Annotated in this window: 26 protein-coding genes; 14 read left to right on the forward strand and 12 right to left on the reverse strand. The window is 36.7% G+C overall.

What is annotated here, in order from left to right:
- The 7 genes from ACLI50_RS15720 to ACLI50_RS15750 form a co-directional block, all read right to left on the reverse strand.
- Complete coding sequence (locus ACLI50_RS15720) at nucleotides 1-840, reverse strand: hypothetical protein (RefSeq protein ID WP_411414191.1); 840 nt, start codon at nucleotides 838-840, stop codon at nucleotides 1-3.
- Nucleotide 841: 1 nt separating this feature from the next.
- Nucleotides 842-1729, reverse strand: a complete 888-nt coding sequence (locus tag ACLI50_RS15725; protein ID WP_343643897.1) for a hypothetical protein — start codon at nucleotides 1727-1729, stop codon at nucleotides 842-844.
- 540 nt (nucleotides 1730-2269) lie between these two features.
- Nucleotides 2270-2608: a hypothetical protein gene (locus tag ACLI50_RS15730; RefSeq protein WP_202841781.1), complete on the reverse strand. Its 339-nt coding sequence runs from the start codon at nucleotides 2606-2608 to the stop codon at nucleotides 2270-2272.
- Between the two features lie 41 nt (nucleotides 2609-2649).
- Nucleotides 2650-3012 (reverse strand): four helix bundle protein, encoded by a 363-nt coding sequence (locus ACLI50_RS15735; protein ID WP_238349662.1) that lies wholly within the window; start codon nucleotides 3010-3012, stop codon nucleotides 2650-2652.
- Between the two features lie 7 nt (nucleotides 3013-3019).
- Nucleotides 3020-5065, reverse strand: coding sequence for a S9 family peptidase (locus ACLI50_RS15740; protein ID WP_411414192.1), 2046 nt, complete (start codon nucleotides 5063-5065; stop codon nucleotides 3020-3022).
- Nucleotides 5066-5237: 172 nt separating this feature from the next.
- Nucleotides 5238-5978, reverse strand: a complete 741-nt coding sequence (locus ACLI50_RS15745; RefSeq protein WP_034691594.1) for a uroporphyrinogen-III synthase — start codon at nucleotides 5976-5978, stop codon at nucleotides 5238-5240.
- 12 nt (nucleotides 5979-5990) lie between these two features.
- Nucleotides 5991-6659, reverse strand: a complete 669-nt coding sequence (locus tag ACLI50_RS15750) for a DUF4271 domain-containing protein (RefSeq protein WP_411414193.1) — start codon at nucleotides 6657-6659, stop codon at nucleotides 5991-5993.
- Nucleotides 6660-6898: 239 nt separating this feature from the next.
- On the opposite strand from ACLI50_RS15750, the gene ACLI50_RS15755 reads away from it, so the two are divergent.
- The 4 genes from ACLI50_RS15755 to ACLI50_RS15770 all read left to right on the forward strand — a co-directional run bounded on the left by ACLI50_RS15755 (nucleotide 6899) and on the right by ACLI50_RS15770 (nucleotide 10305).
- Entirely contained in the window at nucleotides 6899-7615 is a 717-nt protein-coding gene (locus tag ACLI50_RS15755; protein ID WP_343643901.1) for a polyprenol monophosphomannose synthase, read from the forward strand.
- A 5-nt stretch (nucleotides 7616-7620) separates the two neighbouring features.
- Complete coding sequence (locus ACLI50_RS15760) at nucleotides 7621-7989, forward strand: DUF4296 domain-containing protein (RefSeq protein WP_238349660.1); 369 nt, start codon at nucleotides 7621-7623, stop codon at nucleotides 7987-7989.
- A 66-nt stretch (nucleotides 7990-8055) separates the two neighbouring features.
- Complete coding sequence (gene tgt / locus ACLI50_RS15765) at nucleotides 8056-9186, forward strand: tRNA guanosine(34) transglycosylase Tgt (protein ID WP_202841775.1); 1131 nt, start codon at nucleotides 8056-8058, stop codon at nucleotides 9184-9186.
- Between the two features lie 6 nt (nucleotides 9187-9192).
- On the forward strand, nucleotides 9193-10305 hold the full coding sequence (locus tag ACLI50_RS15770; RefSeq protein WP_034691587.1) for an LptF/LptG family permease: 1113 nt from the start codon (nucleotides 9193-9195) through the stop codon (nucleotides 10303-10305).
- On the opposite strand, the gene ACLI50_RS15775 is transcribed toward ACLI50_RS15770, so the two are convergent.
- Nucleotides 10299-11012: a biotin--[acetyl-CoA-carboxylase] ligase gene (locus ACLI50_RS15775; RefSeq protein WP_137904422.1), complete on the reverse strand. Its 714-nt coding sequence runs from the start codon at nucleotides 11010-11012 to the stop codon at nucleotides 10299-10301. The genes ACLI50_RS15770 and ACLI50_RS15775 overlap by 7 nt on opposite strands.
- Nucleotides 11013-11099: 87 nt before the next feature.
- Here ACLI50_RS15775 and rsfS point away from each other — a divergent pair, with 87 nt between their 5' ends.
- The 9 genes from rsfS to ACLI50_RS15820 all read left to right on the forward strand — a co-directional run bounded on the left by rsfS (nucleotide 11100) and on the right by ACLI50_RS15820 (nucleotide 20156).
- Nucleotides 11100-11465 carry a ribosome silencing factor gene (gene rsfS / locus ACLI50_RS15780; protein WP_047097448.1) on the forward strand — a complete coding sequence of 122 codons (366 nt, stop codon included), beginning with the start codon at nucleotides 11100-11102 and terminating at the stop codon, nucleotides 11463-11465.
- 21 nt (nucleotides 11466-11486) lie between these two features.
- Entirely contained in the window at nucleotides 11487-13508 is a 2022-nt protein-coding gene (gene ftsH, locus ACLI50_RS15785; RefSeq protein WP_120232489.1) for an ATP-dependent zinc metalloprotease FtsH, read from the forward strand.
- Nucleotides 13509-13644: 136 nt separating this feature from the next.
- Entirely contained in the window at nucleotides 13645-14226 is a 582-nt protein-coding gene (locus tag ACLI50_RS15790; RefSeq protein ID WP_110008379.1) for an LUD domain-containing protein, read from the forward strand.
- A 24-nt stretch (nucleotides 14227-14250) separates the two neighbouring features.
- Nucleotides 14251-15123 carry a phosphatidate cytidylyltransferase gene (locus ACLI50_RS15795; RefSeq protein WP_110008380.1) on the forward strand — a complete coding sequence of 291 codons (873 nt, stop codon included), beginning with the start codon at nucleotides 14251-14253 and terminating at the stop codon, nucleotides 15121-15123.
- A 4-nt stretch (nucleotides 15124-15127) separates the two neighbouring features.
- A complete protein-coding gene (locus ACLI50_RS15800) occupies nucleotides 15128-15784 on the forward strand; it encodes a phosphatidylserine decarboxylase family protein (RefSeq protein ID WP_202841772.1) in 657 nt (218 codons plus the stop codon).
- A gap of 438 nt (nucleotides 15785-16222) precedes the next feature.
- Nucleotides 16223-17215 (forward strand): helix-turn-helix transcriptional regulator, encoded by a 993-nt coding sequence (locus ACLI50_RS15805; protein WP_411414194.1) that lies wholly within the window; start codon nucleotides 16223-16225, stop codon nucleotides 17213-17215.
- Nucleotides 17216-17312: 97 nt separating this feature from the next.
- A complete protein-coding gene (locus ACLI50_RS15810) occupies nucleotides 17313-17726 on the forward strand; it encodes a transposase (RefSeq protein WP_411414195.1) in 414 nt (137 codons plus the stop codon).
- 1 nt (nucleotide 17727) lies between these two features.
- Nucleotides 17728-18051 carry a helix-turn-helix domain-containing protein gene (locus ACLI50_RS15815; protein ID WP_343639772.1) on the forward strand — a complete coding sequence of 108 codons (324 nt, stop codon included), beginning with the start codon at nucleotides 17728-17730 and terminating at the stop codon, nucleotides 18049-18051.
- Nucleotides 18052-18374: 323 nt separating this feature from the next.
- A complete protein-coding gene (locus tag ACLI50_RS15820; RefSeq protein WP_411414196.1) occupies nucleotides 18375-20156 on the forward strand; it encodes a phage tail-like protein in 1782 nt (593 codons plus the stop codon).
- Between the two features lie 50 nt (nucleotides 20157-20206).
- On the opposite strand, the gene ACLI50_RS15825 is transcribed toward ACLI50_RS15820, so the two are convergent.
- The 4 genes from ACLI50_RS15825 to ACLI50_RS15840 all read right to left on the reverse strand — a co-directional run bounded on the left by ACLI50_RS15825 (nucleotide 20207) and on the right by ACLI50_RS15840 (nucleotide 24100).
- Nucleotides 20207-20554, reverse strand: a complete 348-nt coding sequence (locus tag ACLI50_RS15825) for a DUF1801 domain-containing protein (protein ID WP_137904420.1) — start codon at nucleotides 20552-20554, stop codon at nucleotides 20207-20209.
- Between the two features lie 18 nt (nucleotides 20555-20572).
- Nucleotides 20573-22411, reverse strand: coding sequence for an ABC transporter ATP-binding protein (locus ACLI50_RS15830; RefSeq protein WP_202841765.1), 1839 nt, complete (start codon nucleotides 22409-22411; stop codon nucleotides 20573-20575).
- Nucleotides 22412-22646: 235 nt separating this feature from the next.
- A complete protein-coding gene (locus ACLI50_RS15835; RefSeq protein ID WP_202841763.1) occupies nucleotides 22647-23567 on the reverse strand; it encodes a M28 family peptidase in 921 nt (306 codons plus the stop codon).
- 143 nt (nucleotides 23568-23710) lie between these two features.
- Entirely contained in the window at nucleotides 23711-24100 is a 390-nt protein-coding gene (locus tag ACLI50_RS15840; RefSeq protein WP_202841757.1) for a DUF4293 family protein, read from the reverse strand.
- Nucleotides 24101-24244: 144 nt separating this feature from the next.
- Here ACLI50_RS15840 and rho point away from each other — a divergent pair, with 144 nt between their 5' ends.
- Entirely contained in the window at nucleotides 24245-26074 is a 1830-nt protein-coding gene (gene rho / locus ACLI50_RS15845) for a transcription termination factor Rho (protein WP_411414197.1), read from the forward strand.
- The last annotated feature ends 81 nt before the right edge of the window (nucleotides 26075-26155 follow it).

Below are 26155 nucleotides of genomic sequence, written 5' to 3' on the forward strand. Positions count from 1 at the left end.
TTAGTTCAGTTTTTCGATATAGATATAAGTGTCTTTATCATTCATTTTAAAATTTACTCCGGTTCCGAGGTTCAAACCCGTGTCAGCCTGAATTCCGCCTCTTAGGCGGATCTGGTCACCTGCATGAAGATATTTGGTGGTAGAAAAGCTGTTCACAGAATTGGAGCTGCCTGCTGTAACCACCAATCCATAAAGTAAGAAACTGTTTTCATGAATTTTTTGCCAGCCATCTGCTAATGCATTTACATAGAGCGCCTGCAGGGATACAATTGTAGCTGCATTTCCTACAGAGAGACCGCCTGCACTGCTTGTTTTTACGGAAGGATTAATTCTGTAAAAACCATCAGAAGGAATGGTAATCTCGCCATTGCTATTTACAGTAAGCCCAAGGTTATTGATGTTATTTCTGTCAGCATCATTTAAAATGTTGAACTGTAGAGTGGGGCGTCCGGTAATTCCCAGTACATTGGCAACAGTCAGATCAGCTGCATTTGATCCCAGGATACTTAGATTTTTATAATTTTTAATACTCCTTTCGGTAACTGCCAGCCATCGGTAGCCGTCATATTTTACAACGTCTTTTATTTCTTTGTTATAAAATACCAGTCCATTATCACTAGGGTTGTTCTCATATAAATCCGGATGAGAGGCATTATAATTAGGCAATTCGATATGATTTTCGACAACAGGAAGTATGATTCCCTTTGTCTTACTTTCTACCTGTAACTGGGCTCTTGTATGAATTTTTTCCGGGTTGTCACCCATTTTTACCTGAGCATATCCCAGGCTTCCCAGGGCTGTTAAAGTTAATATGTTGAGTGCAATTGCTTTCTTTGTCATCTTAATCACTTACTTTGGTAAATATTATTTCTCTTGGATAGAATGAGGCGATATTAGTATTTGTAGCAGCAGTTAAGGTAACAACTACAGATACTGTGGCAAGAGGAGATTGAATTCTGGAAACAATATAATCACCGGGATTCAATCGGATTCGGGTTGTTGTAAATGCCGCCGTGTTGGTATCTCCGCCAATTCCCAGGATTCCGTAATAATCAGGCGAAAAGGTGGTTAGTTTGACTTCATTAAAACTGTTGTCAGGCTGCTTAAGATAAGCTCTTAACTGATACTGCGGACCGCTGGTCAAAGAAACGGCACCTCCTGTTTTGGAGGGTACATTTAAGTAAATGTCATAAACACCTGCCTGATTAATAACGAATTTTGCATTGTCAAAACTCTGGTCTGTATAGAGTCCTCCTCCCGGAACAACCGCAGTTTCTCTTATTATACCGAGATTGTTGTAAGATTTCTGCCCGTCAACAGGCGCACTGAACCCAAGCCCCACATGTCTTCCACATCCGAGAAGAACACAAACGACACTGATTTCTTCATCAGCATTAGACAAAAACCTGGACTGCTTTATCTTGAAATCTGCAGCAGTAGGTTCATTGTTCCATTTTGCTCCGTCATAAGAGTAAAAAGTGGCATGTGTTTTTTCAAACATCATCATCCCTGTCATTTCTGGATCAGAGGCAGCTGGTGCATAGAGAGGAAGATTGTCTGGAGAAGATACTTCAGGAAGCATCATACCAAAATTTTTACCCCCATATTTCCCGTCTATCTGTAAAATAGCCTTGTTGTGAATTTCAACAGTGGGGTTTTTGGAAACCCCTACTTGTGAAAAGGCTAAATTAACAATGATCAACATCAAAGAGGTGTTAATTTTTTTCATGGTTTGATTTCTATTTAAATTTTAATCTGTTTTTTTTCAGAAGAATTTTTTCGAAATACATCGTTTTTCAATTGTTTGGTTTGTGTAGTTTTTATTCAAATTTTATCCTCCCCGACTCATTATGTGAACCGGAGTTATCATTTGCTTTGTTGTTTTTTCAGACTTATACATCTTGAAGAAATGACCATAATATCTGAGGGAAATTGGCCGCAGAAAAGGGCCAAAAGAATGTGGTCTTAGTGTGACTAAAATACAACTCTCATGTGGTACCATCCAATCAAAATGAGAAATATTATGTGAGAAACGTTCTATTTGTAAGAAAGGATTCTGATAATGACCTGGAAATGAATTGGTTTAAAATTTAAATAAGTGTTTAAATTTTTACTTAGAATTTAAATAGCCATATTGATTTTGTTTAAAAAAATAGAGGCAAGTTTTTGGCTTGTCTCTATTTCGTTAATAAAGTAATGTTATTTGGATAGGTTTTGATAATTATTACATGGAATTTTTATCAAAACTCTAAATTGATGCATTTACGGCTTAGATCAGTTCTTCTTCCTGAAAATACTGGATAATCGCCTTTTTCATAAGCAAAGTCTGCTCATTAGGTTTGAGTTCCGGAAGTTCTTCCACAGTTTCAAAGTGGGGCCATCCGTCTTCATAGTGGGTAAATTTATAATATCCAAAAGGCTCAAGCAATCTGCAGACTGCAATATGAATCAGGTTTACTTTGTCTTCTTTTGTATATTTTTGCTGGCCGCTTCCCAGCTCCTGCAACCCTATCAGAAATAAGAGGGTTTCAATGGGCGGATTCTTCTCAGTCTGAAAATTATCTTCGAAGAACTGTTCTATTTTTTTCCAATATTCGGATTCGTTCATAATATATTTAAATGATAAATGATAGTTGATCAATGATAAAGTTAGTTCTTTAGCATTTTTCTATAGGAAGAAGTTACTTTCAGTATTTCTTCAGTTTTTGTTTTTATATCTGCTATAATTTCTTTTTGAACATATTCCAGTTCCTCTAACATTTCAAGCCAAAACAAAGTTTCATCAGTTTCTTCAATCACGATAGATATTTTAGAAAACCGCTCAGCTTTTGATCTTGCTCTGCACATAGCTCTATAATTAGCAGCCATAGAAGTAGAAGACCGGAATATTTGTTTTCTGATCACAGAAAAGGCTTCATTAGGTGGAAGTTTAGAAAATTCTTTAATGATCATGATGGCTAGCTGCTTTGTTTTAAGAGCAAAAATTGTATTATAATCCGGGCTATCCATCATTTATCATTTATGAATTATTATTTATCTTTAACAGAAACGCATACTCCAGTGCATCTTCTTTCAGAGATTCAAATCTTCCGCTTGCCCCTCCGTGTCCGGAGCTCATGTCGGTTTTGAAGACTAAAATATTATTATCTGTTTTTAATTCTCTCAGTTTTGCCGTCCATTTTGCAGGTTCCCAATACTGTACCTGAGAATCATGGAATCCTGTCGTGATCAGCATATGCGGATAATCTTTCGCTTCTACATTATCATAAGGAGAGTAGTCTTTCATATAATGATAGTATTCCTTATCATTAGGATTTCCCCACTCATCATATTCTCCGGTTGTCAACGGAATCGTATCATCCAACATTGTTGTAACAACATCTACAAAAGGTACCTGTGCCACAATTCCGTTGAATAACTGAGGTTCATAATTTACCACAGCGCCTACCAGCAATCCGCCGGCACTTCCTCCCATGGCATACATATGTTTGGATGAAGTATAATTTTCTCTGATCAGGTATTTTCCGGCATCAATAAAATCAAAAAATGTATTTTTCTTAAACAGCATCTTCCCGTCTTCATACCATTCTCTTCCCAGATATTCTCCACCACGGATGTGAGCAATAGCATAAATAAATCCTCTATCCAGCAAAGACAATCTTACATTGGAAAAGCTGGCATCAACAGTATGTCCGTAGCTTCCATATCCATATAAAAGAAGGGGAGTGTCAGGTGATTTCTTAGTGTCTTTATGATATACCAGTGAAATAGGAACTTTTGTCTTTCCATCTCTTGAATCTGCCCAGATTCTCTCCGAAATATAATTTTCAGGAGCAAACTTTCCACCCAAAACTTCCTGTTGTTTCAGAAGTTTTGTCGTCTTTTCCTTCATGTTGTACTCATATGTGGAACTAGGCTGTGTAAGAGAAGTATATCCATAGCGTAAAATTTCCGTATCAAATTCCAGATTGATCCCGATATAAGCCGTATAAGTAGGATCGGAGAAAGGTAAGTAGTAAGATTCCTGTGTTTTCTCATCAATGATTTTGATCTGAAGCAATCCTCTTTCTCTTTCCTCAAGAACCAGATAATCTTTAAAAATTTCAAAACCTTCCAGTAAAACTTCTGCACGGTGCGGAATCACGTCAACCCAGTTTTCCATACCGCAGTTATCAATCTTTGTCTTTACAATCTTGAAATTGATCGCATCATCCGCATTGGTAATGATATAAAATTCGTCTTTATAATGCTCTACTGAATATTCAAGATCATCTATTCTTGGCTGGATCACCGTCCATTCTGCAAATACATTGTCAGAAGGGATAAAACGGTGTTCATCCGAAATAGTGCTTGAGCTTGCAATGAAAATATACTCTAATGATTTTGTCTTAAATACATTGACATCAAAAGTCTCATCTTCTTCATGGAAAATCAGAACATCTTCCACTGAATCTGTTCCCAGCTGATGTCTGTATACCTGAAATGCCCGAAGACTTTTGTCTTTTCTGATGTAAAAAATATGCTGGTTATCATTCGCCCAAACAGCTTTCCCTGTGGTATTAGGGATCGTATCCGGCAAAATTTCTCCTGTCTTTAAATTTTTAAAATTAAGTGTATAAATTCTTCTTCCTACATCATCTGAAGAAAAAGAGGCCAGTTCGTTACTGGGGCTTACTGCTACACTTCCTACTTCAAAAAACTCTTTGCCGTCTGCCAGAATATTAACGTCGAGTACAATTTCCTCATCATTCTCAAGGCTTTTATACTTTCTGCAGAAGATAGGATATTCTTTGCCTTCTTCATAACGCACAATATACCAGTACTCATTAAAGAAATAAGGCAGAGACTCATCATCCTTTTTATAGCGGGCCTTCATCTCTTCGAAAAGCTCTTCCTGAAGAGCTTCCGTATCTTTCATGATGAATTCTTCGTAGGCATTTTCTTCCTCAATGTATCGGATAACTTCAGGGTTTTCCCTTTCATTCAGCCAAAAGTAATTATCAGTTCTTCTATCGCCGTGTTTTTCTAGTATTTTTTCAATTTTTTTTGCCTGTGGAGCTTTCATCCGGGGTATTTTTATTTTTTTATTGAATAGAATGTTCTTATACTTTTTTCTTCTGAAAGTAAGTAATTTAAGCAGAAATCCTTTCAATATTAATTTTTGTTCAAATTTAGGTAAAAAAAAACCATCTTTCCTTTATTGAAAAGATGGTTCATTGTATTTTTATAATTAAAGACTATTTGTGAAGTGCTTTAATATACTTTTCAAGGGCCATTGTCATAGAAGGAGTTTCCTTCGTAGGTGCCATTAAATCTACTTTTAATCCTGCTTCTTCTGCAGCTGCCAAAGTCGTGTTTCCAAAAACTCCGATCTTTGTTTCATCCTGCTTGAAGTCAGGGAAATTTTGTTGTAGCGATTTTATTCCCTGCGGACTGAAGAAAATCAGCATGTCATAATCTTTGACATTGATATCTGTAAGGTCGCTGCATACGGTACGGTACATAATTGCTCTTGTCCAGTCTACATTAGATGCATCCATGGTTTTTACAATATCCGGACTCAAAACATCTGAAGATGGCAGCAGATATTTTTCAGTCGGGAATTTTTTGAAAAGAGGAAGCAGGTCTGAGAAGTTCTTCTCCCCAAAGCTGATTTTTCTTTTTCTGTACACGATATGCTTTTGAAGATAGTTGGCAATTGCTTCCGACTGGCAGATGTATCTCATCGTATCCGGAACGGCAAAACGCAATTCCTCTGCTAGCCTGAAGTAATGGTCAATCGCATTTTTACTGGTAAAAATAATACCGGTATACTGCGTCAGATCTATTTTCTGTGTTCTGAGCTCTTTATTGTCAACCCCTTCGACGTGGATAAATGGACGGAAATCAATCTTTATTTTTTCCTTCTTCGCTATATCCAGATATGGAGAAGACTCACTAGGCGCTGGTTGAGAAACCAATATAGACTTTATTCTCATCATTGACTTTTATTAAAAAAATAACAACTTCCAAAGCAATAATAATGGTGCGATTTGGAGGGTGCAAATATACAAAAATTTATAATACCATTTTTCAGGAAGAATCTTGTTCTTGTGAAATAAATAGAAAAAAACTTTGAAAATGAATACAAAAGCGAAGAAGCAGAAATAATATAAAAACATTTTATTTCTGTCTATCGGGAAGTAATAATGGGCTACACAAAGAATTATTAGCAAAAATGAAAGAATGAAATAAAACTTTGTGGAGGTAAAATAAAAAATAGTCCATTTTTTTCCATCCCCTATACTTTGGTAAAATAAAAAGCCTAATGTTGATTTTATTACATAAAAAAGCAGCACTGCCAGCAAAGTATAACCCAATTTATTAAGCTGATATCCCAAAAGCTGAAGATCTGCAATATATTTCGGTACTACAGGTACATACTGTGAAATTAATACAGACAGAGTAAGTGTGGTCACACAGGAGGTGATGATCCAGCTGGGAAGATTATTGCTGGCATCAAAATATTTCTGAATCAGAAAATCTCTGAGGCTGGCATCTCTTTCTATGACGTTCATCATAAAAACGTATAAAAAAATACAACCCACAAGGATAAAGATTACCCAATCATTATTTTCAGGTATTCTTACGTGATTGATGAAGTGTTGTGATGATGGCAAAATTTAATTTTTTTATTTATTATTTAACTTCAGATAACACAGCCGGCACAGATTCTCCTGTCACCAGATCCATGAATTTGCAGTTAAAATATTTGCTCTCATCGATTTTACGTATTGTTCAGATCTGTTGAATAAAAGGATCTGTTTCATCCGCTTAATCCCCGAGAAATATTTTTGCAAAATTATAGATTATTTTGTATAAAATAAAAAGGTTAAATAAACTATCTTTGCAAACTGAAATGAAAAAACTCGTCATCATCCCGACCTATAACGAAAAGGAAAATATTGAAAATATTATTTCCGCAGTTTTTGCATTGGAGGACGACTTTCATATCTTAGTAGTAGATGATTCTTCTCCCGACGGAACAGCAGAAGTTGTGAAAGAATTGCAGAAGAAATATCCACATTATCTCCACTTGTCGGTAAGACATGTAAAAGATGGACTGGGAAAAGCTTATATTCATGGATTTAAATGGGCCATCGAAAATAAATATGATTATATTTTTGAGATGGATGCCGATTTTTCACACAATCCTAACGATCTGCCGAAACTTTTTGAAGCCTGCAGAAATGCAGATATGGCCATTGGCTCCCGTTATTCAAAAGGAGTAAATGTAGTGAACTGGCCTATGGGAAGAGTATTGCTTTCTTACTTTGCCTCAAAATATGTAAGGTTTGTACTAGGCCTTCCAATTCATGATACTACAGCAGGATTTGTCTGCTTTTCAAGAAAAGTACTGGAAGAAATAGGATTGGATAACGTAAAACTGAAAGGATACGGATTCCAGATTGAAATGAAATTCAGAGCTTTTAAAAAAGGTTTCAGAATTGTAGAAGTTCCTATTATATTTACCAACAGGATTTTAGGAGAAAGTAAAATGAACGGCGGAATTATCCATGAAGCAGTTTTTGGAGTATTGAACTTAAAATGGAAATCACTCATCAACAGATTATGAAACTGATGAAAAAGTTAATCTTTATTTTCGTTTTGCTGAGCCTGTTTTCGTGTGGCGATTATATTGATAAGCCCAAAAATCTGGTCGATAAAGGTTTGATGGCTGAAATCATTGCCGATCTTGCCATCAACGATCAGGCTATCTTTATCTATCCTGACAAAAATATGGAAGCAGGGACAAGGGCTGTTTTGAAATCATATAAGGTAAAACCGGATGATTTTGTAGACAGTTTCAAATACTATGTAATTAAAGAAGAAATGGACGGGATCGCTAATGATGCACAGGAAATATTGCTGAAAAAAGATCCCAAAGCAGATAAATATGTGAAGGATAAGCTGAAACAGAATGGTGCTGTAATGCCTGTAGTAAGGTAAAATGGACACAGAAGTTTCTGCGATACAAAAAATCACTGGTAAAACAGTGTCTAAACAAGTATAGAGATGAAATTTTTTAATATAGAAAAGACCTCTGAAGGAAAAGCAAGAGCAGGGGAAATTACCACAGATCACGGGAAGATTCAAACTCCTATTTTTATGCCTGTGGGAACTGTAGCAAGTGTGAAAACAGTTCATCAGAGAGAATTAAAAGAAGACATTAAAGCTCAGATTATTCTGGGAAATACTTATCACCTTTACCTTCGTCCGGGCATGGAAACGATGCAGGATGCAGGTGGTTTGCACAAATTCATGAACTGGGATCTTCCTATCCTTACTGATTCTGGAGGTTTTCAGGTATTTTCATTGGCAAGCAACAGAAAGATGACAGAAGAAGGTGCGAGATTCAAATCTCACATCGACGGAAGTTACCACATGTTCTCTCCGGAAAGATCAATGGAAATTCAAAGACAGATCGGAGCCGATATTTTCATGGCTTTTGATGAATGTACACCTTACCCTTGCGATTATAATCAGGCAAAATCATCGATGGAGCTTACCCACCGCTGGCTGAAAAGATGTATTGACTGGACGAATGATAATCCTGAATTATACGGACATAAGCAAAGGCTTTTCCCGATTGTTCAGGGATCTACCTATTCTGATCTTAGAAAAATCTCTGCAGAAGTGATTTCCGAAGCAGGGGCAGAAGGGAACGCGATCGGAGGACTTTCGGTAGGAGAGCCTGAAGAAGAAATGTACAGAATCACTGACGAAGTGACAGATATCCTTCCAAAAGAGAAACCAAGATACCTGATGGGAGTAGGAACTCCGTGGAATATCCTTGAATCGATCGGGCTGGGAATTGATATGATGGATTGTGTGATGCCAACGAGAAATGCAAGAAATGCAATGCTTTTCACATGGCAAGGGGTAATGAACCTTAAAAATGAAAAATGGAAACGCGATTTTTCGCCTTTGGATGAATTTGGAACCAGTTTTGTAGATCGTGAATATTCAAAAGCGTATCTTCGCCACCTGTTTGTATCTAAAGAATATCTGGCAAAACAGATTGCTTCGATTCATAACCTTGCATTCTATCTTGATTTGGTAAAAGTAGCCCGAGAACATATTATTGCAGGTGATTTCTATGAATGGAAAAACGCTGTAGTACCGGTTCTTAGACAAAGACTGTAAGAGAATATGCTTAAAATTGTAGACAGATATATCATTAAAAAATACCTTGGGACTTTCAGTTTCATGTTGGTATTATTGTCTATAGTCGTATTGGTAATCGATGTTCAGCAGAAGATTCCAAGGATAGAAAATGCCAAGGCCATTGATCCGAAATTGGATCTGACCTATTTCCTTATCCATTTTTATCCTTTCTGGATCATCAATCTTGTGGTGACTTTCCTTTCCATTCTGGTATTTATATCGGTAATTTATTTTACCTCCAGGATGGCAAATAATACTGAAATTGTTGCTATTATCAGTAGTGGAGCCAGTTTCCACAGGTTTTCCAAACCTTATCTGGTTACTTCCATTTTTATTGGATTGATCGCCCTTGTGGTGTACCATATGGTGCTGCCATGGGCCAATATCAAGAAAAATGAACTGGAAGCGTATACGTATAATGCAGCCAATAAAGAAAAGATTTTAGGAACAGCACCTGCTTCTTCACAGCTGAGTAAAACGGAGTATATCTTTGTCGATTCATGGAATAAAAGAGAAAAAAGAGGGTCGAGTTTTGTCTATCAGAAATATGATAAAGACAGAAAAATGACCTATGAGCTGAAGGCAAGTGAAGTGTATTGGGATAAAGCTAAAAAACAGTTTGTTTTAAATAACTATCTGGAAAAAACAATCAATAAAGACAATACCGAAAAACTCGGTAACGGAATAGAATTAAGGAAAAATTACGGGCATTCTCCGGAAGAACTTTTCCCGAATGAGCTTTTGGGACAAAATAAAACCACTCCGGAACTTTTGAAATTTATTGAAAGGGAAAAAGAAAGAGGAAACAGCAACCTGAACTCTTACCTGAATGAACTTCACCAGAGAACTTCCATGCCTGTTTCAATTATTATTCTGACATTTCTGGCGCTTTCCCTGTCATCACAGAAGAAAAGAGGAGGATTAGGAGTCAATCTAGCCATCGGTATTTCATTGGCCTTCATTTTCGTGTTTTCATTCGAAGCCTTAAAAGTGGTTTCGGAAAATAAAAGTTTGTCTCCAGCTGTAGCCATGTGGCTGCCTAATATGGTGTTTTTGCCGCTTACCCTTTATTTGTATATCAAGAGAGCCAATCAGTAAAGTAATTTTACTTCTTTGTGATAAAAGGAATGCATTCCGTCTTCCAGTTCGATCCATAGTTCACCCTTTTCGTCTGCACGCCGGATAATGCCATTTTGTCGCGCTTTTTCAATTTCAAAGACCGATATCTGATCTTTTCTGAAAAGGTTTTTATTAAATCCATCCAGGATTTCCTGATCTGAAGGTATGTTTTTAAGCTTTTCACACAAATATTCATGAAGGTTTAAGGCAAGTTCTTCCAGGTCAAATTGCATCCCCGTCTGCGTCAGAAGTGACCCTGCATTGGATATTTCATCAAAATTTTCCTGCAGAATGTTGATTCCGGCTCCTATGATGAAATAATTATTTTGATTAATTTTTTTCTTTTCTATTAAAATTCCAACGATTTTTTTACCTTTAAGGATAATATCATTCGGCCATTTGATTTTTACCTCAGAGTCAGACAATTTGGCAAGGAAATCCCGGATCACCATTGCGGTATAATAATTGAACATAAAGTCGGAGCACAGGATGTTCTGAGTATTCACTGCCAGCGTATAAGCCAGATTTTTTCCGGCGGTCTGAGTCCAGATATTTCCATACTGACCACGGCCTTTAGTTTGATTAAAAGTATGAAGCCCTATAAAATTTGAATCTCCGTAAAGTAAAAACTTTGATATTTCGTCATTAGTAGAAGAACATTCTTTCAGGTAAAAGAGTTGGCTCATTTAAGAAAACTTTAAGAGATTAAGAGGGTAAAAGTAAGGTTAAAGTAAAGAAAAAACAATAAATTTGCAGATTATAGTATTTTTTTAATGAATAAAACAGCAGAAAAACAAGCGTTAATAGATAAAATCGTTGAAGCTATCCAGGATGTAAAAGGAGAAGACATTATGATCTTTGATCTTTCAAACATCGAAAACTCAGTAGCAGAAACGTTCGTGATATGTAGTGGAAACTCAAATACACAGGTAGCTGCATTAGCGGGAAGTGTAGAGAAGAAAGTAAGAAACGAACTTCAGGACAGACCTTGGCACGTAGAAGGTACTGAAAATGCGATGTGGGTATTGGTGGATTACGTTTCAGTGGTGGTTCATATATTCCAGAAACAGGTACGTGAGTACTACGACATAGAAGAACTTTGGGGTGACGCAGTCATTACCAGAATTGAAAATGAATAATAAAAATTTTAAAAAGTCTAAATGAATAATAAAGGATTCAACTGGTTCTTTCCTATTGCAATCGTAGCTCTTTTGCTATTCTTTGGCTCCAATTTCCTTGGAGGTGATGCCGCAAAATCTATTGATGAAGATGGTTTCTTTAGAGAAATGCAGGCGGGCAAAGTCCAGAATATAATTATATACAAAGACATAGAGAAAGCTGATGTTTTCCTAACAAAAGAAGCAAAATCGGCAATGGTTTCCAAAGCCGGAAAAGAAAACAACCCCCTTTCTGCCTTCGAAATGGCTCCAAAAGCAGATTTTTCTGTGAAATACGGAGATCTTCAACTTTTCCTTCAGAAATTTGAACAGGTCAAAGCCAGCAATCCGGTTATTAAAACAACCAAAGATTACGGTACAGGGAAGAGCGCATTAATGGATATCTTAATCCCTGCGCTGGTTTGGATTTCAATTTTAGGATTATTCTACTTCCTTCTTTTCAGAAAGATGGGTGGAGGCGGAGGTCCTGGCGGACAAATTTTCTCTATCGGAAAATCCAAAGCGAAGCTTTTCGACGAAAAAGAAAGAATTCAGGTAACATTCAAGGATGTTGCAGGATTGGAAGGTGCTAAAGAAGAAGTTCAGGAAGTAGTAGACTTCTTGAAAAACTCCGAGAAATATACAAAACTGGGAGGTAAAATTCCTAAAGGAGTTCTTTTAGTAGGGCCTCCGGGAACTGGTAAAACCCTATTGGCGAAAGCTGTTGCAGGGGAAGCTAAAGTTCCGTTTTTCTCACTTTCAGGTTCCGATTTCGTTGAAATGTTTGTGGGAGTAGGAGCTTCCAGAGTAAGAGACCTTTTTGCTCAGGCTAAAGCAAAATCTCCGGCCATTATCTTCATTGATGAGATTGATGCTATCGGACGTGCCAGAGGGAAAAATAATTTCTCCGGCGGAAACGACGAAAGAGAAAATACCTTGAACCAGCTTCTTACTGAAATGGATGGTTTCGGAACAGATACCAACGTTATCGTAATGGCAGCAACCAACAGAGCGGATATCCTTGATAAAGCTTTGATGAGAGCAGGACGTTTTGACCGTTCTATCTATGTAGACCTTCCGGAACTTCACGAAAGAAGACAGATCTTTGATGTTCACTTGAAAAAGATCAAACTTGATGATAATGTAGACAGAGAGTTTCTTGCCAAACAAACCCCTGGTTTCAGTGGGGCAGATATTGCCAACGTTTGTAACGAAGCAGCACTTATCGCAGCAAGAAATAATCATACTTCAGTAACAAAACAGGATTTCCTTGATGCTGTAGACAGAATCATCGGCGGTCTTGAAAAGAAAAATAAGGCAATCAAACCTTCTGAAAAAAGAAGAGTTGCTTACCATGAAGCAGGACACGCTACGATCTCATGGTTGGTAGAACACGCATCTCCACTTTTAAAAGTGACGATCGTTCCTAGAGGACGTTCACTGGGAGCAGCATGGTACCTTCCTGAAGAAAGACAGCTTACCACTACTGAACAGATGCTGGACGAAATGTGTGCAACATTGGGAGGTAGAGCAGCAGAGCAGGTGATCTTCAATAATATTTCTACAGGAGCACTTTCTGATCTGGAAACCGTAACAAAGAGAGCTCAGGCAATGGTTACAATCTACGGATTAAGCCCGAATATCGGTAATATTTCTTACTATGACAGCTCAGGCCAGTCTGAATACAATTTCGGAAAGCCTTATTCTGAAGAAACCGCTACAAAAATTGATGCAGAGATCAAATCAATCATCGAAAATCAATATGAGAGAGCGGTAAGAATTCTTGACGAGAATAAAGATAAGCTTGACGCTTTAGCAAGTAAATTGCTTGAAAAAGAAGTGATTTTCCGTGAAGACCTTGAAGAGATTTTCGGAAAAAGAGCATGGGATCCTGAATTGACAGAGAAACCTGTAACCAATACTATTCCTGAAAAAGATCAGCCCATTGTAGAGGAAACACCTCAGATCAAAGAGAAAGAAGAAGAAAGCGAAATACAGGCTCCCGAAAGCCCGACACAGCTTTAAGATTCTTAAAAAATAGAATTAATAAAAACCTGACAATCGCAAAATTGTCAGGTTTTTTCATATTTAAGGAGATATTTTGGACACTATTGTAATTTATTTTCTATTTTTGTATAAAGTTGACTAAAAATAGATTAAGTTGAATTTATTCAAGAGGATTGTAAGCAAACTTACCAACCAGCCTGAAGAAGAGGACAAACAGAGCCTGGAGAAACTTGGGGATTCGCTGAAAAATGCGGATCTTGACTATAAGTTTGCGCAATTATTTACGCATTCGGGAGGATTTTTTAATTATTGTGCAGATGAAGCGGAAGCTCTACAAACTTTAAATCAAATTATTAAAATAGAAGGTGTTCACAACCTTTTCTGCTGGGATAAAGAACTTCAGAACTTTTTGAACGTTGTGAAGTCTTCATATACGTCAGAATTACAGCCATCTAATGACGCCGCATTCATCACCTGTGAATATCTCATTGCCTATGACGGCAGAATCATGCTTTCGCATAATAATATCCTGCATTATCATTCTTCAAGGCTTCCTGATAAAATTATCATCATTGCCAATGTTTCTCAGATTGTAAACAACCTGAATGATGCCATGGGTAAAATAAAAAGAAACGGAAATATCAAGAACCTTACTTCCATCAGCGGAAGCCAATCGAAAATGGATAGTTCTTCCAATTCCAATACAAAACTGTTTTTATTGCTGCTTGAAGATTAAGCAACCACTTCTAAATTTTAAATTTTGGACAAAAATCTCATTCAAAGAACCGTATCAGGTATCGTTTATGTAGCCATCATTATTCTTTGTTCTACTCCGTTGGGAGCGCAGCTGCTGAACAGTATTGCACCTGGTCTTGCCAAACAGCAGTATCTGTATCACGGTTTAATGAGTCTTCTGCTGATTGTAGGAACCTGGGAATGTGTTAAAATTATGAAGTTTGGAAACGGCTATGAAAAATGGGTCGTATATCCATTGGTCATTTTTATTTTCTACATGTTTTCCAAAAGGTATTTTAATCACGATTTCTTTTTTGATTTCAGACTTAGTGAAATATTAGCACTCGCCTTGATTGGAATAGCTGTAGTAACCTTATTCAAATATCCTAACGAATTATACTTTGACAGCGGAAAACTTATTTTTACCGTTATTTATGTGGCTCTCCCGTTCAGTTTTGCATTAGGACTGCCCAAATTCTCCAGTTATAATGAAAACTTCTCTCTGGAAGTTCTTTTCCTGTTTATCCTTATCTGGAGTAGTGATACTTTTGCCTATCTGGTAGGAAAATTCTTTGGAAAACATAAAATGGCTCCTAAGATTTCGCCTAAAAAAACATGGGAAGGTTATGCCGGAGGTGTTGTTTTAACATTGGTGTTGTCTTATTTTATTGAACACTATCAGCCCGAGCTGAGAGGAAACTGGATGATCGTAGGATTTCTGGTGGCAGCCTTTGCGCCATTAGGAGACCTGGTAGAAAGTCAATTGAAGAGAAACTTCGGTGTAAAGGATAGTGGAAACATCATTCCGGGACATGGAGGAGTTTTAGACAGGCTGGATAGTTTTATTATCTGCGTTCCTGTCGTATATTTGTACTTTATTTTAGAAAAATTTATTTAATCTCATGAAATTACATAGAGAATCAAAAGGAACGATTACCGTTGCGACCATACTTTTTATCATTCTGGGCGCTTTAGCAATTTATTTCCTTGAAATATGGTCCCTGCTGATCATTATGCCTTTGCTGGTTATTTACAGTTTAGTATTCTGGTTTTTCAGAGTTCCGGACCGTAATATTCTTGACCACAGAGAAAATGTGATCGCTCCGGTGGACGGAAAAGTGGTTATGATCAAAGAAGTGGAAGAGGATGAATTTATAAAAGGTAAAGCAATCCAGGTTTCTATTTTTATGTCTCCTCTGAATGTTCACATCTGCAGATATCCGGTTTCAGGAGAAGTGATTTACAAAAAATACCACCCGGGAAAGTATCTGGTAGCATGGCATGAAAAATCTTCTACAGAGAATGAAAGAACTACCGTAGCAGTGCAGACGATGACCAATCACAAAGTAGTCTTCAGACAGATTGCGGGATATGTAGCAAGAAGAATTGTATTCTACTGTAATGAAGGAGATAAAGCCAAAGCCGGGCATGAGTTCGGATTTATTAAATTCGGTTCCAGAATGGATGTATTCCTGCCTTTGGATACTGAGATTATATGTAAGATCGGAGATATTACAAAAGGTGGTTTGGATGTGATTGCCAAACTGAAAGAAAACTAAAATTCTTATCGTAGATAAAAAACCAAAAGAGAGCTTTTAAAGTTCTCTTTTTTATTTGGGGTATGAAGGGTATATTTTGTTATTTGAGTTTAATTACGCATGAGTATTATTGCGTATCGGAAGACTAATACCTTTCCGTTGGGATTGATAATTTTGCCTGCTTAAAAACACAGGCCCATGCTTTTTTAAGTGATTCAAGGTAAATGATTGTTAATTTATTGTCAAAAATGGCATTTCATTTGATAATTTTAACATCTAATTTTAGTAAATTGTAGCTAGAAAAACACCTTAATCATCTCCTTTTAATGCTGAAAAAGACTAATACATTTCGTTTTGTAGATTTCTATTTTGCATGAAAGGCTGTTAATATTGGAAAATTTATACTTTCAGGAGTACAAATGCCAACTTAAGCTTGTGAGAGCACAAAAAAACAACAAGATGATTTATAAGTTTTTCTTTAAGATGATTAACGACGAAACTGAGAAGATGGATGATGATTTTGAAAGTAGTTATCTTCATCTTATTAACCGGTATTTGCTTTTACTGTTTTTCATATTCCTGTTTTACTCCATTTTTATTATTACTTTTTTTGGGGATATGCTGATCTCCATATTTCTTACCGTTATTACCTTCTTCTGGCTGTTCCTCATGGCTATCAAAGGAAAAACGAAACGGTTCAAAAAGGTTTTAAAGCCTTTCATTATCGGTATATTTGTTTTACTCACATTTATAGTAAGCTTTTTTCATATTTATACTTACAAAAACGCAGGTGTAGAATACTTTTACTTTTGTCTTCTGTTTGCTGTTCCGTTCTTTCTGAAATACAAACAGGACTCCCTTACGATCTTTTTTATTACATTCATCATCAGTATCAATTTCATTGCATGTCTGTATTTTGATTTTGATTTCCTGCCAAAGAGCCGATTCATAGAAAAAGAAGATTTTAAAACAATCAAACTGCTGAATATTTTATTCTCCGTTGCTTCCTTTTTAATGGATATCGTATTTATTACACAGAAAGACGCATTGATTCATGGCTTAATTTCCGATAAAAAAGCCAAGGATTCCACCATCAAGGATCTGGTCAAAACGAATTCGGAATTGATGAAACACCAGATGTTGATTAACCATCTTTCAGAGGAAAATATTCAGGAAATACTGAATTTAGCGGAAAGCAATTCACCCATGTTTTTTGAGAAATTTCAGGTATTTTTTCCTCATTTTATTCCGGATATTTTACAAATAAATCCTAATCTGATCCATTCTGAGCTCTATTTCTGTGCACTGATGAAGCTGGATTTTGATACCAAAAAAATAGCACAGTGTACCAATAACAGTATCCGGGCTGTAGAAAGTAAAAAATACAGGATCCGGAAAAAACTGAATATTCCCTCAGAGATCAATATCAACAGCTTTTTGATAAAAATTTAAACAGAATTCCGATTTTTGTTACTCATACGTAATCTTGAGTAGGTTCTGATGGTGTTTTTTGATTTTCTTGTCAATATTTTTACTTAAAAACATTGTGATGAATATTAAGAACATTCATATTGGAAGCCTGATCCGATCCAAAGTGGAAGAGTATCAGATTTCAATAGAAAGAATTTCCCGGTTTTTAAACAGTACGGAAGATGAAGTGGAGAGCATGTATCATACAAAAAGTATGGATACTGATGTTCTTCTGAAATGGTGTAAACTTTTAAAATTCGATTTCTTCCGGTTTTATACCGGACATCTCATTTTATATGCTCCCCAGGCGAGAATTGATAATGTCTTTACTCAAAAGGAAAATACCATGGTTTTCAGAAAAAGCATTTATACGCAGGAGGTTAAGGATTTTATTCTTGATAAAATAAAGACAGGGAAAATGACGGCCAATGATGTGGTTGAAAGGTATAAAATACCCAAGACCACTTTATATAAATGGATGAAAAAGATATAAGATGATGCCAGATTATAAGCAGATTTATACCGACATTCTTGAAGAAAAATTTCCCGAGAAATTATCAGATACCGCCATCAGGCTTAAGCTGGAAACATTACATTCAGCTTTTGATATTCTGAAATTTAATCAACTGATTTTTGGAGAAACAGAATATACTATGGAACGTAAAAACCAGAGGCTCCGTTCTTATGATAAGGAATCAATTCTGAAAATTCTCAGTTATCAGAAAAGAAATGAACTGACTAATCTTCAGGTGAGTGATCATTTTAAGATAAGCCGAAATACCATTGCGAAATGGAAAAGAATTTTAAATGATGACTGATATTGCGTTTTTTAAACCTAATGATTTTTTAAACCTAATGATTTTATTTTTTATGATAAATAAGTTGTTATGGTTCTTTTAAGTTGTTTTGCTTTTGATATTTGAATGTATGGTTGGGTTTTGTTAAAAAGCTCAACTTTTTATTTGTATTTTTTATCAGGATAAGTCATTGGCATTTGTGAGTTTTACTACGCGTGAGTAGTATTGCGTAGCAAGGAATTATTTTGTAATCGTCTGTGGTTGATAATTTTGTGGAAGTTAAATGCCCGGATTATTATTATCAAACAATTATAACTTATACAATGATGGAAACAAAATTTACAATGCCCCCAATCAAAGTCCTGCTCATAGCAATGCTCTTTGTTTTTGGAAGATCTTTTTCTCAAACCAACAATGGTGCAGTAGGGATTAATACTACTACGCCGAACTCTAATTCCGTTTTGGATGTTATTTCAGGAAATAACAACAAAGGAGTACTTATTCCAAGGTTAACAGAAGCGCAGCGAAACGCAATTGTAATCAATCAATCCAATGATGATGGCTTGACGATTTACAACACCACAGAAGACTGTTTCAATTACTGGAGTTTTGTGGATAAAGAATGGAAAAGTGTGTGCGGACAGCTAGGTAAATCTGTTTTTACCATAGACTGTTCCGCTTCCAAAGCAATGGGAAGCTATGTAAAAGGGAAAGAACTTACCAATTCCAATTACCTGAAGATTGCCGTGAATGTGACTAAACCCGGTAATTATACCATTTCCGGAACAACCACAAACGGATATAATTTTTATGGAACCGGAGTATTTCTAAACACCGGAACACAAACAATACAAATTCCGGGACAGGGAACTCCTCAGAATATTCAGACAGATAATGTTGCTCTTGAGGCCAACGGAACTGAAGTAACTTGTACCCCTGCGATTTCGATTGCTGTTCTGAGTCCTGCAGGTACCTATACCATGAGCTGTGGAACTGCAACGGTAAATGGAGTATACAAGGTGGGAACTGCTCTTACTGCTTCGAATACAATTACCTTACCTGTAAATGTTTCAACATTGGGAAGTTATACTGTTTCCACTAATACTGTTGACGGAATTTCTTTCAGCGGATCAGGCACATTTACTTCTACGGGAAATCAGAATATTACATTAAGCGGAACAGGAACTCCAACTTCTACATCGGTGAAAACAATTACCATTACTTCCGACAGCCAGGGTGGGGTATCTACAACATGTTCTGTGAATGTAGTGGTTGTCATTCCTAAAAAAACGGTTCTCCATATCGGATTAGAAACAGCTTACGGGTATAGCGCCTATACCGGTCCGTCAAGAAGTCTGATGGATTCTCCAACAAACTTTGGTACCACTGCTTCCAGTATTGTTAAGTATGAAGGTTTTACACATACTTCTTTAGGGAACTCACCTTCTTCAGCAGCTCTTCAGACGGCTCTTAATAATAAGCCGGATATTGTTGTCATTGGATACAACTATACACCTAATGCTACAGATGCAGGTTATATTGCTTCCTATCTTAATAAAAAAGGAGTTGTCATTGCGATGACAGATGATACGGGCACTGCACAGAATTTATTCAGAGGGATATTCTCTGATCCTACCATTTCAGCATCTTATGGAGGCGGTGCAGGTTCAGTGTATGCTCTTACCAATTCTGATGATCCCATCCTTAACGGACCTTTTGGAGATGTAAGAGGGAAAAACTGGGGTGAAGATGCTTCTACCACAGTAAATATTTCGGGGTTGACAAGCGGATTTGTTCCTTACAGCTATGCGCAGCCTATCAACAGCACCACTGCCAGAACAGGAATTTCAGGATTAAGAAATACCAGCCTGAACTTTATATGGTTTGGTGACGGTGGCTTTTTAAGTAATGAAAATGCTAACGGGAACCAGTATCCAAGTAATACCATTGAGCCTTTTGTTGCCCCAAGTTCAGGAGGGTATTTCCCGGTTCAGAAGTCTTCTTACGGATACGCAGGAAACGGCTATACAACAGGAGGAATGCAGGTTCAGAATTCAATCCTCTTTGCGAATATGATTGCCTGGGCAATTAAGCAGGCAGAATTCAACGGAATAAACACACAATGATAAAAGGTTTTTAAAGATGACTCCGGCACGATTATTCATGCCGGAGTTTTTTATTTTATATGTCTTTTAACTTCCTGTACAAGGTTTAATATGAATTCTACGGGAATATCCTCCTCCGTATCAATAAGAAGGATTTTAAACTTCTTTCTGCCGTCCTGGATCAATTCAGGATAATCAAGCCGGTCACCATGATAAAAACTCAGGTAGTGCTTTTTGTATTTTTTGCTGTAATAGAAATAGCACAGCATTTTCTTTTTGTATTTGATAAACGGAAGCCCGAAACTGAATGTTTCTGTAATATTTTCCGGATCTGAAGCTAAGATCGTATCACGCAAAAATAAAAGAGTACTTCTTTCAGGCTCTTCGATTCTGTAGAAATACTCTTGTATAGGATTCATTGTAATTCAGTTATAAGATTAGTCGAAGTTTTGAAGTTCGACAAGTTTGTGATACATTCCTCTTTTTGCAATCAGGTCGTGGTGGGTTCCCTGTTCTACGATATCACCTTTTTCCATCACTACAATCCAGTCTGCTTTCTGAATGGTTGAAAGACGGTGGGCAATCACTAAAGAAGTTCTGTTTTCCATCATCTTCTCCAGTGCATCCTGTACGAATCTTTCGGATTCTGTATCCAAAGCTGAAGTTGCTTCATCAAGAATCATGATCGGTGGGTTCTTCAATACCGCTCTGGCAATAGAAACCCTTTGTTTCTGACCTCCGGAAAGTTTACCTCCGTCATCTCCGATATTGGAATCATATCCTTCAGGAAGTGTGGTGATAAATGCATCTGCATTGGCAATTTTAGCGGCTGCAATCACTTCTTCTCTGGTGGCATCAGGTTTACCCATCAGAATATTATTGTAAACGGAATCATTGAATAATACAGATTCCTGGGTTACCATTCCCAATAGCTTACGGTATTCCTGTAGTTTTAAATGTTTGATATCTGTTCCGTCAATCAGAATTTCTCCTTCCGAAACATCATAAAATCTTGCTAATAAATTGGCAATCGTTGTTTTACCACTTCCACTTTGCCCAACAAGAGCAACCGTTTTCCCTTTTGGAATAGAAAGGGAGAAGTTTTTAAGAATCGTATGATCTTTATCGTAATAAAAACCAATATTATTAAATTCGATAGAATGCTTTAATGTTGAGATAGAAACAGGATTGGGTACTTCGTCAATTTTCACATCAGCATCAAGAATAGCTAAAACTCTTTCAAGAGAAGCTTCACCCTTCTGAACATTCGAAATAGATTGAGATAAACTTTTCACAGGAGGTAAAATCTGGAAGAAAATACCCAGGAAAACCAAAAAATCTGCAGGTGAAATACTTTGTTCTACAATGATTTGTTTTCCCCCATACCAAGCAATAATTAAGAATGTTACTGAACCTAAAAATTCGCTCATCGGAGATGCTAATTCTTTTTTTCTTCCCAGACTTATAGAACTGTTAATCCATCTCTGCATAGACTGCATAAAACGGTTGTCCATTATTTTTTCTGCACTAAAAATTTTAATAACCTTTGTAGATTTCAATGTTTCGTCTACAATTGAGAAGATATTCCCCATTTCATTCTGCGCTTCGTGGGAGTCTTTTTTCAGACTTTTTCCAATTAAAGCAATCATAGTTCCCATTACCGGTAATACCAGAAGTGAGAAAAGAGTCATTTCTGTACTTAAAAAGAAAAGAGTCACCAATGTACTGATCAGCATGAAAGGTGCATTGATTAATTCAACTAAACTTCCTAAAATATTCCCTTCAACTTCACCCACATCATTGGACATACGGGACATCAGATCTCCCTTTCTGCTTTCTGTAAAAAAGGAAACAGGTAAAGCAAGAATCTTTCTGTACATTGCTCCACGAAGGTCTTTAGTAACCCCTACACGGTAATTGATCAATAAAAATGAACCTAAATATCTGAAAAGGTTTCTCAGTAAAAACATAAACGCTGTTACCACGCAAAGCCACGCCAAAACGTTAAGTGCTCCATACTGGGTTACTAAACTCTGAACATAGTAATTGGCATATTCTTTTGCGTAGGAGAAAAAATCTAAAATTTCTCCCGAATACACAGGGGGATGGCTGTATTTTTTAGCCTCAATGGTTCCGAAAAGCATTCCCAAAACAGGTAGAATAGTTCCTAAGGAAGCAATCTGAAATACAGAATACATAAGATTGAAAAACAAACTTCCGTAGATGTATTTTTGGTGAGGTCTTGCGAACTTTAGTATTTTAATATATTGGTTCATTCAATGAAAAAATTGGATAGCAAAATTACGTAAAATTAAAAGATAAGACGTTCTTAATCCTGTTTTACTTTACCGGATAAGTTTCAAAAAGTGTCTTTTTGTTACAACTCAGCACTATTAAGCATTATTTTTTTGCTTAAATAAACCTGAACTTGGCTTAAGAACAGGAAATCGTAAGGTGTTGCTGTTTAATAAAAAAAACTGCTGAAAGAGCAGTTTTTTATAATGATTTCACTTAAAATTTCACCTGATCATTGTATTTAGGAGCAAAATTTTTAGGACTCAGTTTATCCAGTGTTTTTCCCAAATTATTGATGATCTGAGTCATATTATCAAAATCGACAACGTTGATGTCATCATTTTCATGGTGATAATGAGACGCTTTGGTCATATCAACAGTAGAAAATGAATGGGCAATGATTTTCTTTTTGACAAAGCTTACATTATCTGAACGGTAAAACAGCTGCTGTTTTGCATAAGGGTCAGCATTAATTTTTAATCCGTTTACTGCATTTTGATTGAAAAGTTCATCAAGGTCAGAGAATCCGTCTCCCGTCATATATAATGCATTTTTTCCCCACTGAGATTCCGTAGCAACCATTTCGAAATTAAAAAGAGCTGTCATTTTATTATAAATATGATCCAGATTCTTATCAGTGGAAATCGCTCTTGAACCCAGCATTCCTTTCTCTTCTCCATTAAATGCCATGAACACCATAGAGAATTCCGGTTTTTTGTTTTTAAAATAATCGGCGATACCTACCAGAGTCGTGATTCCGCTGGCATCATCATCTGCTCCGTTATAAATATTATCTCCGCTTTTATCACTGGTTCCGATATGATCAAAATGTCCTGAAAAACCAAGGTACTGATCAGATTTTCCTTTTTTAATTCCACAGACATTGTATACGGTCTTTCCATTGTAATCAAAAGGTACCAGATAAGATTTTCCGGTACAGTATTCCAGATTATTTTCTTTGAAAAGTGCAGCGATGTAATTGGCTGCATTTTCATTTTCCAGGGTTCCGATTTCACGGCCTTTCATTTCATCTGAAGCGAGAGTGGAAAGAACTGTCTTTACTCTTTCTTTGGAAACCTCCTGAGCAAAAGTGAATATGGAGAATAGTGATAAAGTAAGATACGTTAGCTTTTTCATTGTCTTTTATTAAAGTTATAGGATCTGTCGTATTTTTAACTCAAAAGTTGCAATGAATTTACATAAAATAAATTAAGAGTGTACGACAAATAAAAAACAGCTCCTTAAAAGAAGCTGTTCTCACTCAAAAAATCGTTGTAAGGCTATCGAAGTCTGTCTACAGATTTTACGAGCCTCTCATCTTTACGGATATAAATGTTTGCTATGAACAAACAGATTACCGCAATCAATGGGAAAATCGGCTCAATACCCTTCTCAGGAATTTGAATTCCTCCGGATAAGTTTAGTAACCAGTACGCCAATACACCAATCAACAAAGCGTTTATAATGATGCTGATGGTATTCAGCAAAATTTGTCTTTTTCTGTTTTTGAAACTGAAAATACTTAATGCTCCGATAACAACAAGTACGATACAGCCTATATTAAGTAAAGGAATACTGTCTGAAATGACAACATCCTGTCCTGTTATAAAAAGGAAAACCGCAGCTAAAACTGCTAATAAGGTCCATATGGTTTGTATTCTCTGTAGCATTGAATATTAAATTCTTGGCAAAAATAATATAAATTTTGCACAATTCAAAAATAAGTGTAGATTTGCATTATACAATGTACTTGAAAACAAAAGTCACCGGACTTACTTTTCTTACTCACAATTAATTACATTTTTACATTAAATATGTTTAACATAGAAACGTTAAGGTCAAAATCCGTAACGGAACTGACTAAAATCTTGAAAGATTTGGGCGTTAAAGTTGCAAGAAACAGCAATGAAAATGACAAGATCTTTGCTATTCTTGACTTTCAGGCTTCTAACCCTAAAGTCGCAAAAGATTATTTCAACGCCACCGAAACCGCCAGTATAAATACTGAAGAGGCTCCAGCAGAAAAACCTGCCAAAGCCCCGGCAAAAAAAGCTGCCCCTAAAAAAACAGCAGCCAAGCCAAAAGCAAATGCAAAAGCTCCGGTAGAACCTAAAACAGAGGAAATAGTAGAAGAAAAGGTAGCTGCTCCTGAAGAAATTAAACCGGAAGAACCCAAAGTGGAAACCACAGCAGCCACGGTAACAGAAGAAACCGCAGCAGGCGCTCAGGCCAAAAAGAAAAGAAAAAGAGTTTCAACCAATGCCACAAACGCAGAAGTATCTCAGGAAAGAACTGAAACTCCAAAAAACACAGAACCTCAAGAGCCTGCCCAGGCTGAAGAAAGGCCTAACAATCCTCAACAACCACAGGCTAACAGACCTCAAAAAGGACACAACCATCCACAGAACGGTGGAAACCAACATAAAAACCAAAACCAGCAACATCAGCAGCACCAAAACCAAAATCAGAATCAAAACAGACATTCTGAAAAGGCTGAGGAGCAGAATGACCATAAAAAAGAATTCAATTTCGATGGATTGGTAAGCATTGAAGGGGTTTTGGAAATCTTACCGGATAACTACGGATTTTTACGTTCTTCAGATTTCAGCTATATCTCTTCTCCTGATGATGTGTATGTTTCTACAGCTCAGATCAGAAATTTCGGTTTGAAAACAGGAGATACAGTAAAAGGAATTGTAAGACTTCCGAAAGAAGGTGAGAAATACTTTTCATTATTAAGACCTACAGAAGTTAACGGACGTGATCTTGCATTTATCAAAGACCGTGTTGCTTTTGAATATCTTACCCCGCTTTTCCCTGAAGAGAAATTTAATCTCGCTGGAAGCGGTTCTACAGTGTCCACACGAATTGTAGATTTATTTGCACCTATCGGAAAAGGACAGAGAGCAATGATCGTTGCACAGCCTAAAACAGGTAAGACGATGCTGCTTAAAGATATTGCTAATTCTATTGCAGCCAACCACCCGGAAGTATACATGATGGTTCTTCTGATTGATGAACGTCCGGAGGAGGTTACTGACATGGAAAGAAGTGTGAATGCAGAAGTAATTGCTTCTACATTTGATGAAGCTGCTGAAAAACATGTAAAAGTAGCCAATCTTGTTCTTGCAAAAGCACAAAGAATGGTAGAATGCGGACATGATGTAGTCATCTTGCTGGATTCTATCACCAGATTGGCAAGAGCATATAACACGGTAACTCCGGCATCTGGAAAAGTACTTTCCGGTGGGGTAGATGCCAATGCACTTCACAAGCCGAAAAGATTCTTCGGAGCTGCAAGAAAGATTGAAGGTGGAGGATCTCTTACAATCATTGCAACAGCATTGATTGATACAGGATCCAAGATGGATGAAGTAATCTTTGAAGAATTCAAAGGTACAGGTAACATGGAACTTCAGCTAGACAGAAAAATTGCCAACAGAAGAATTTATCCTGCTATTGATCTTGTAGCATCAAGTACCCGTAGAGATGATCTTCTTCTTGATGAAGTAACTTCACAGAGAATGTGGATTCTTAGAAAATATCTTTCTGAGATGAACCCTGTGGAAGCGATGGAATTTGTAGATAAAAACATCAAAGGAACTCTTAATAATGAGGAATTCCTGATGTCAATGAATAAATAAATTAATTTAATTATTGTTAAATAGAAAGCACGGATCATCAGGTTCGTGCTTTTTGTTGATATTACATAAAAAAATAAAACT

This window comes from Chryseobacterium cupriresistens (assembly GCF_046614675.1).
GTDB classification, from domain to species: Bacteria; Bacteroidota; Bacteroidia; order Flavobacteriales; family Weeksellaceae; genus Chryseobacterium; species Chryseobacterium cupriresistens.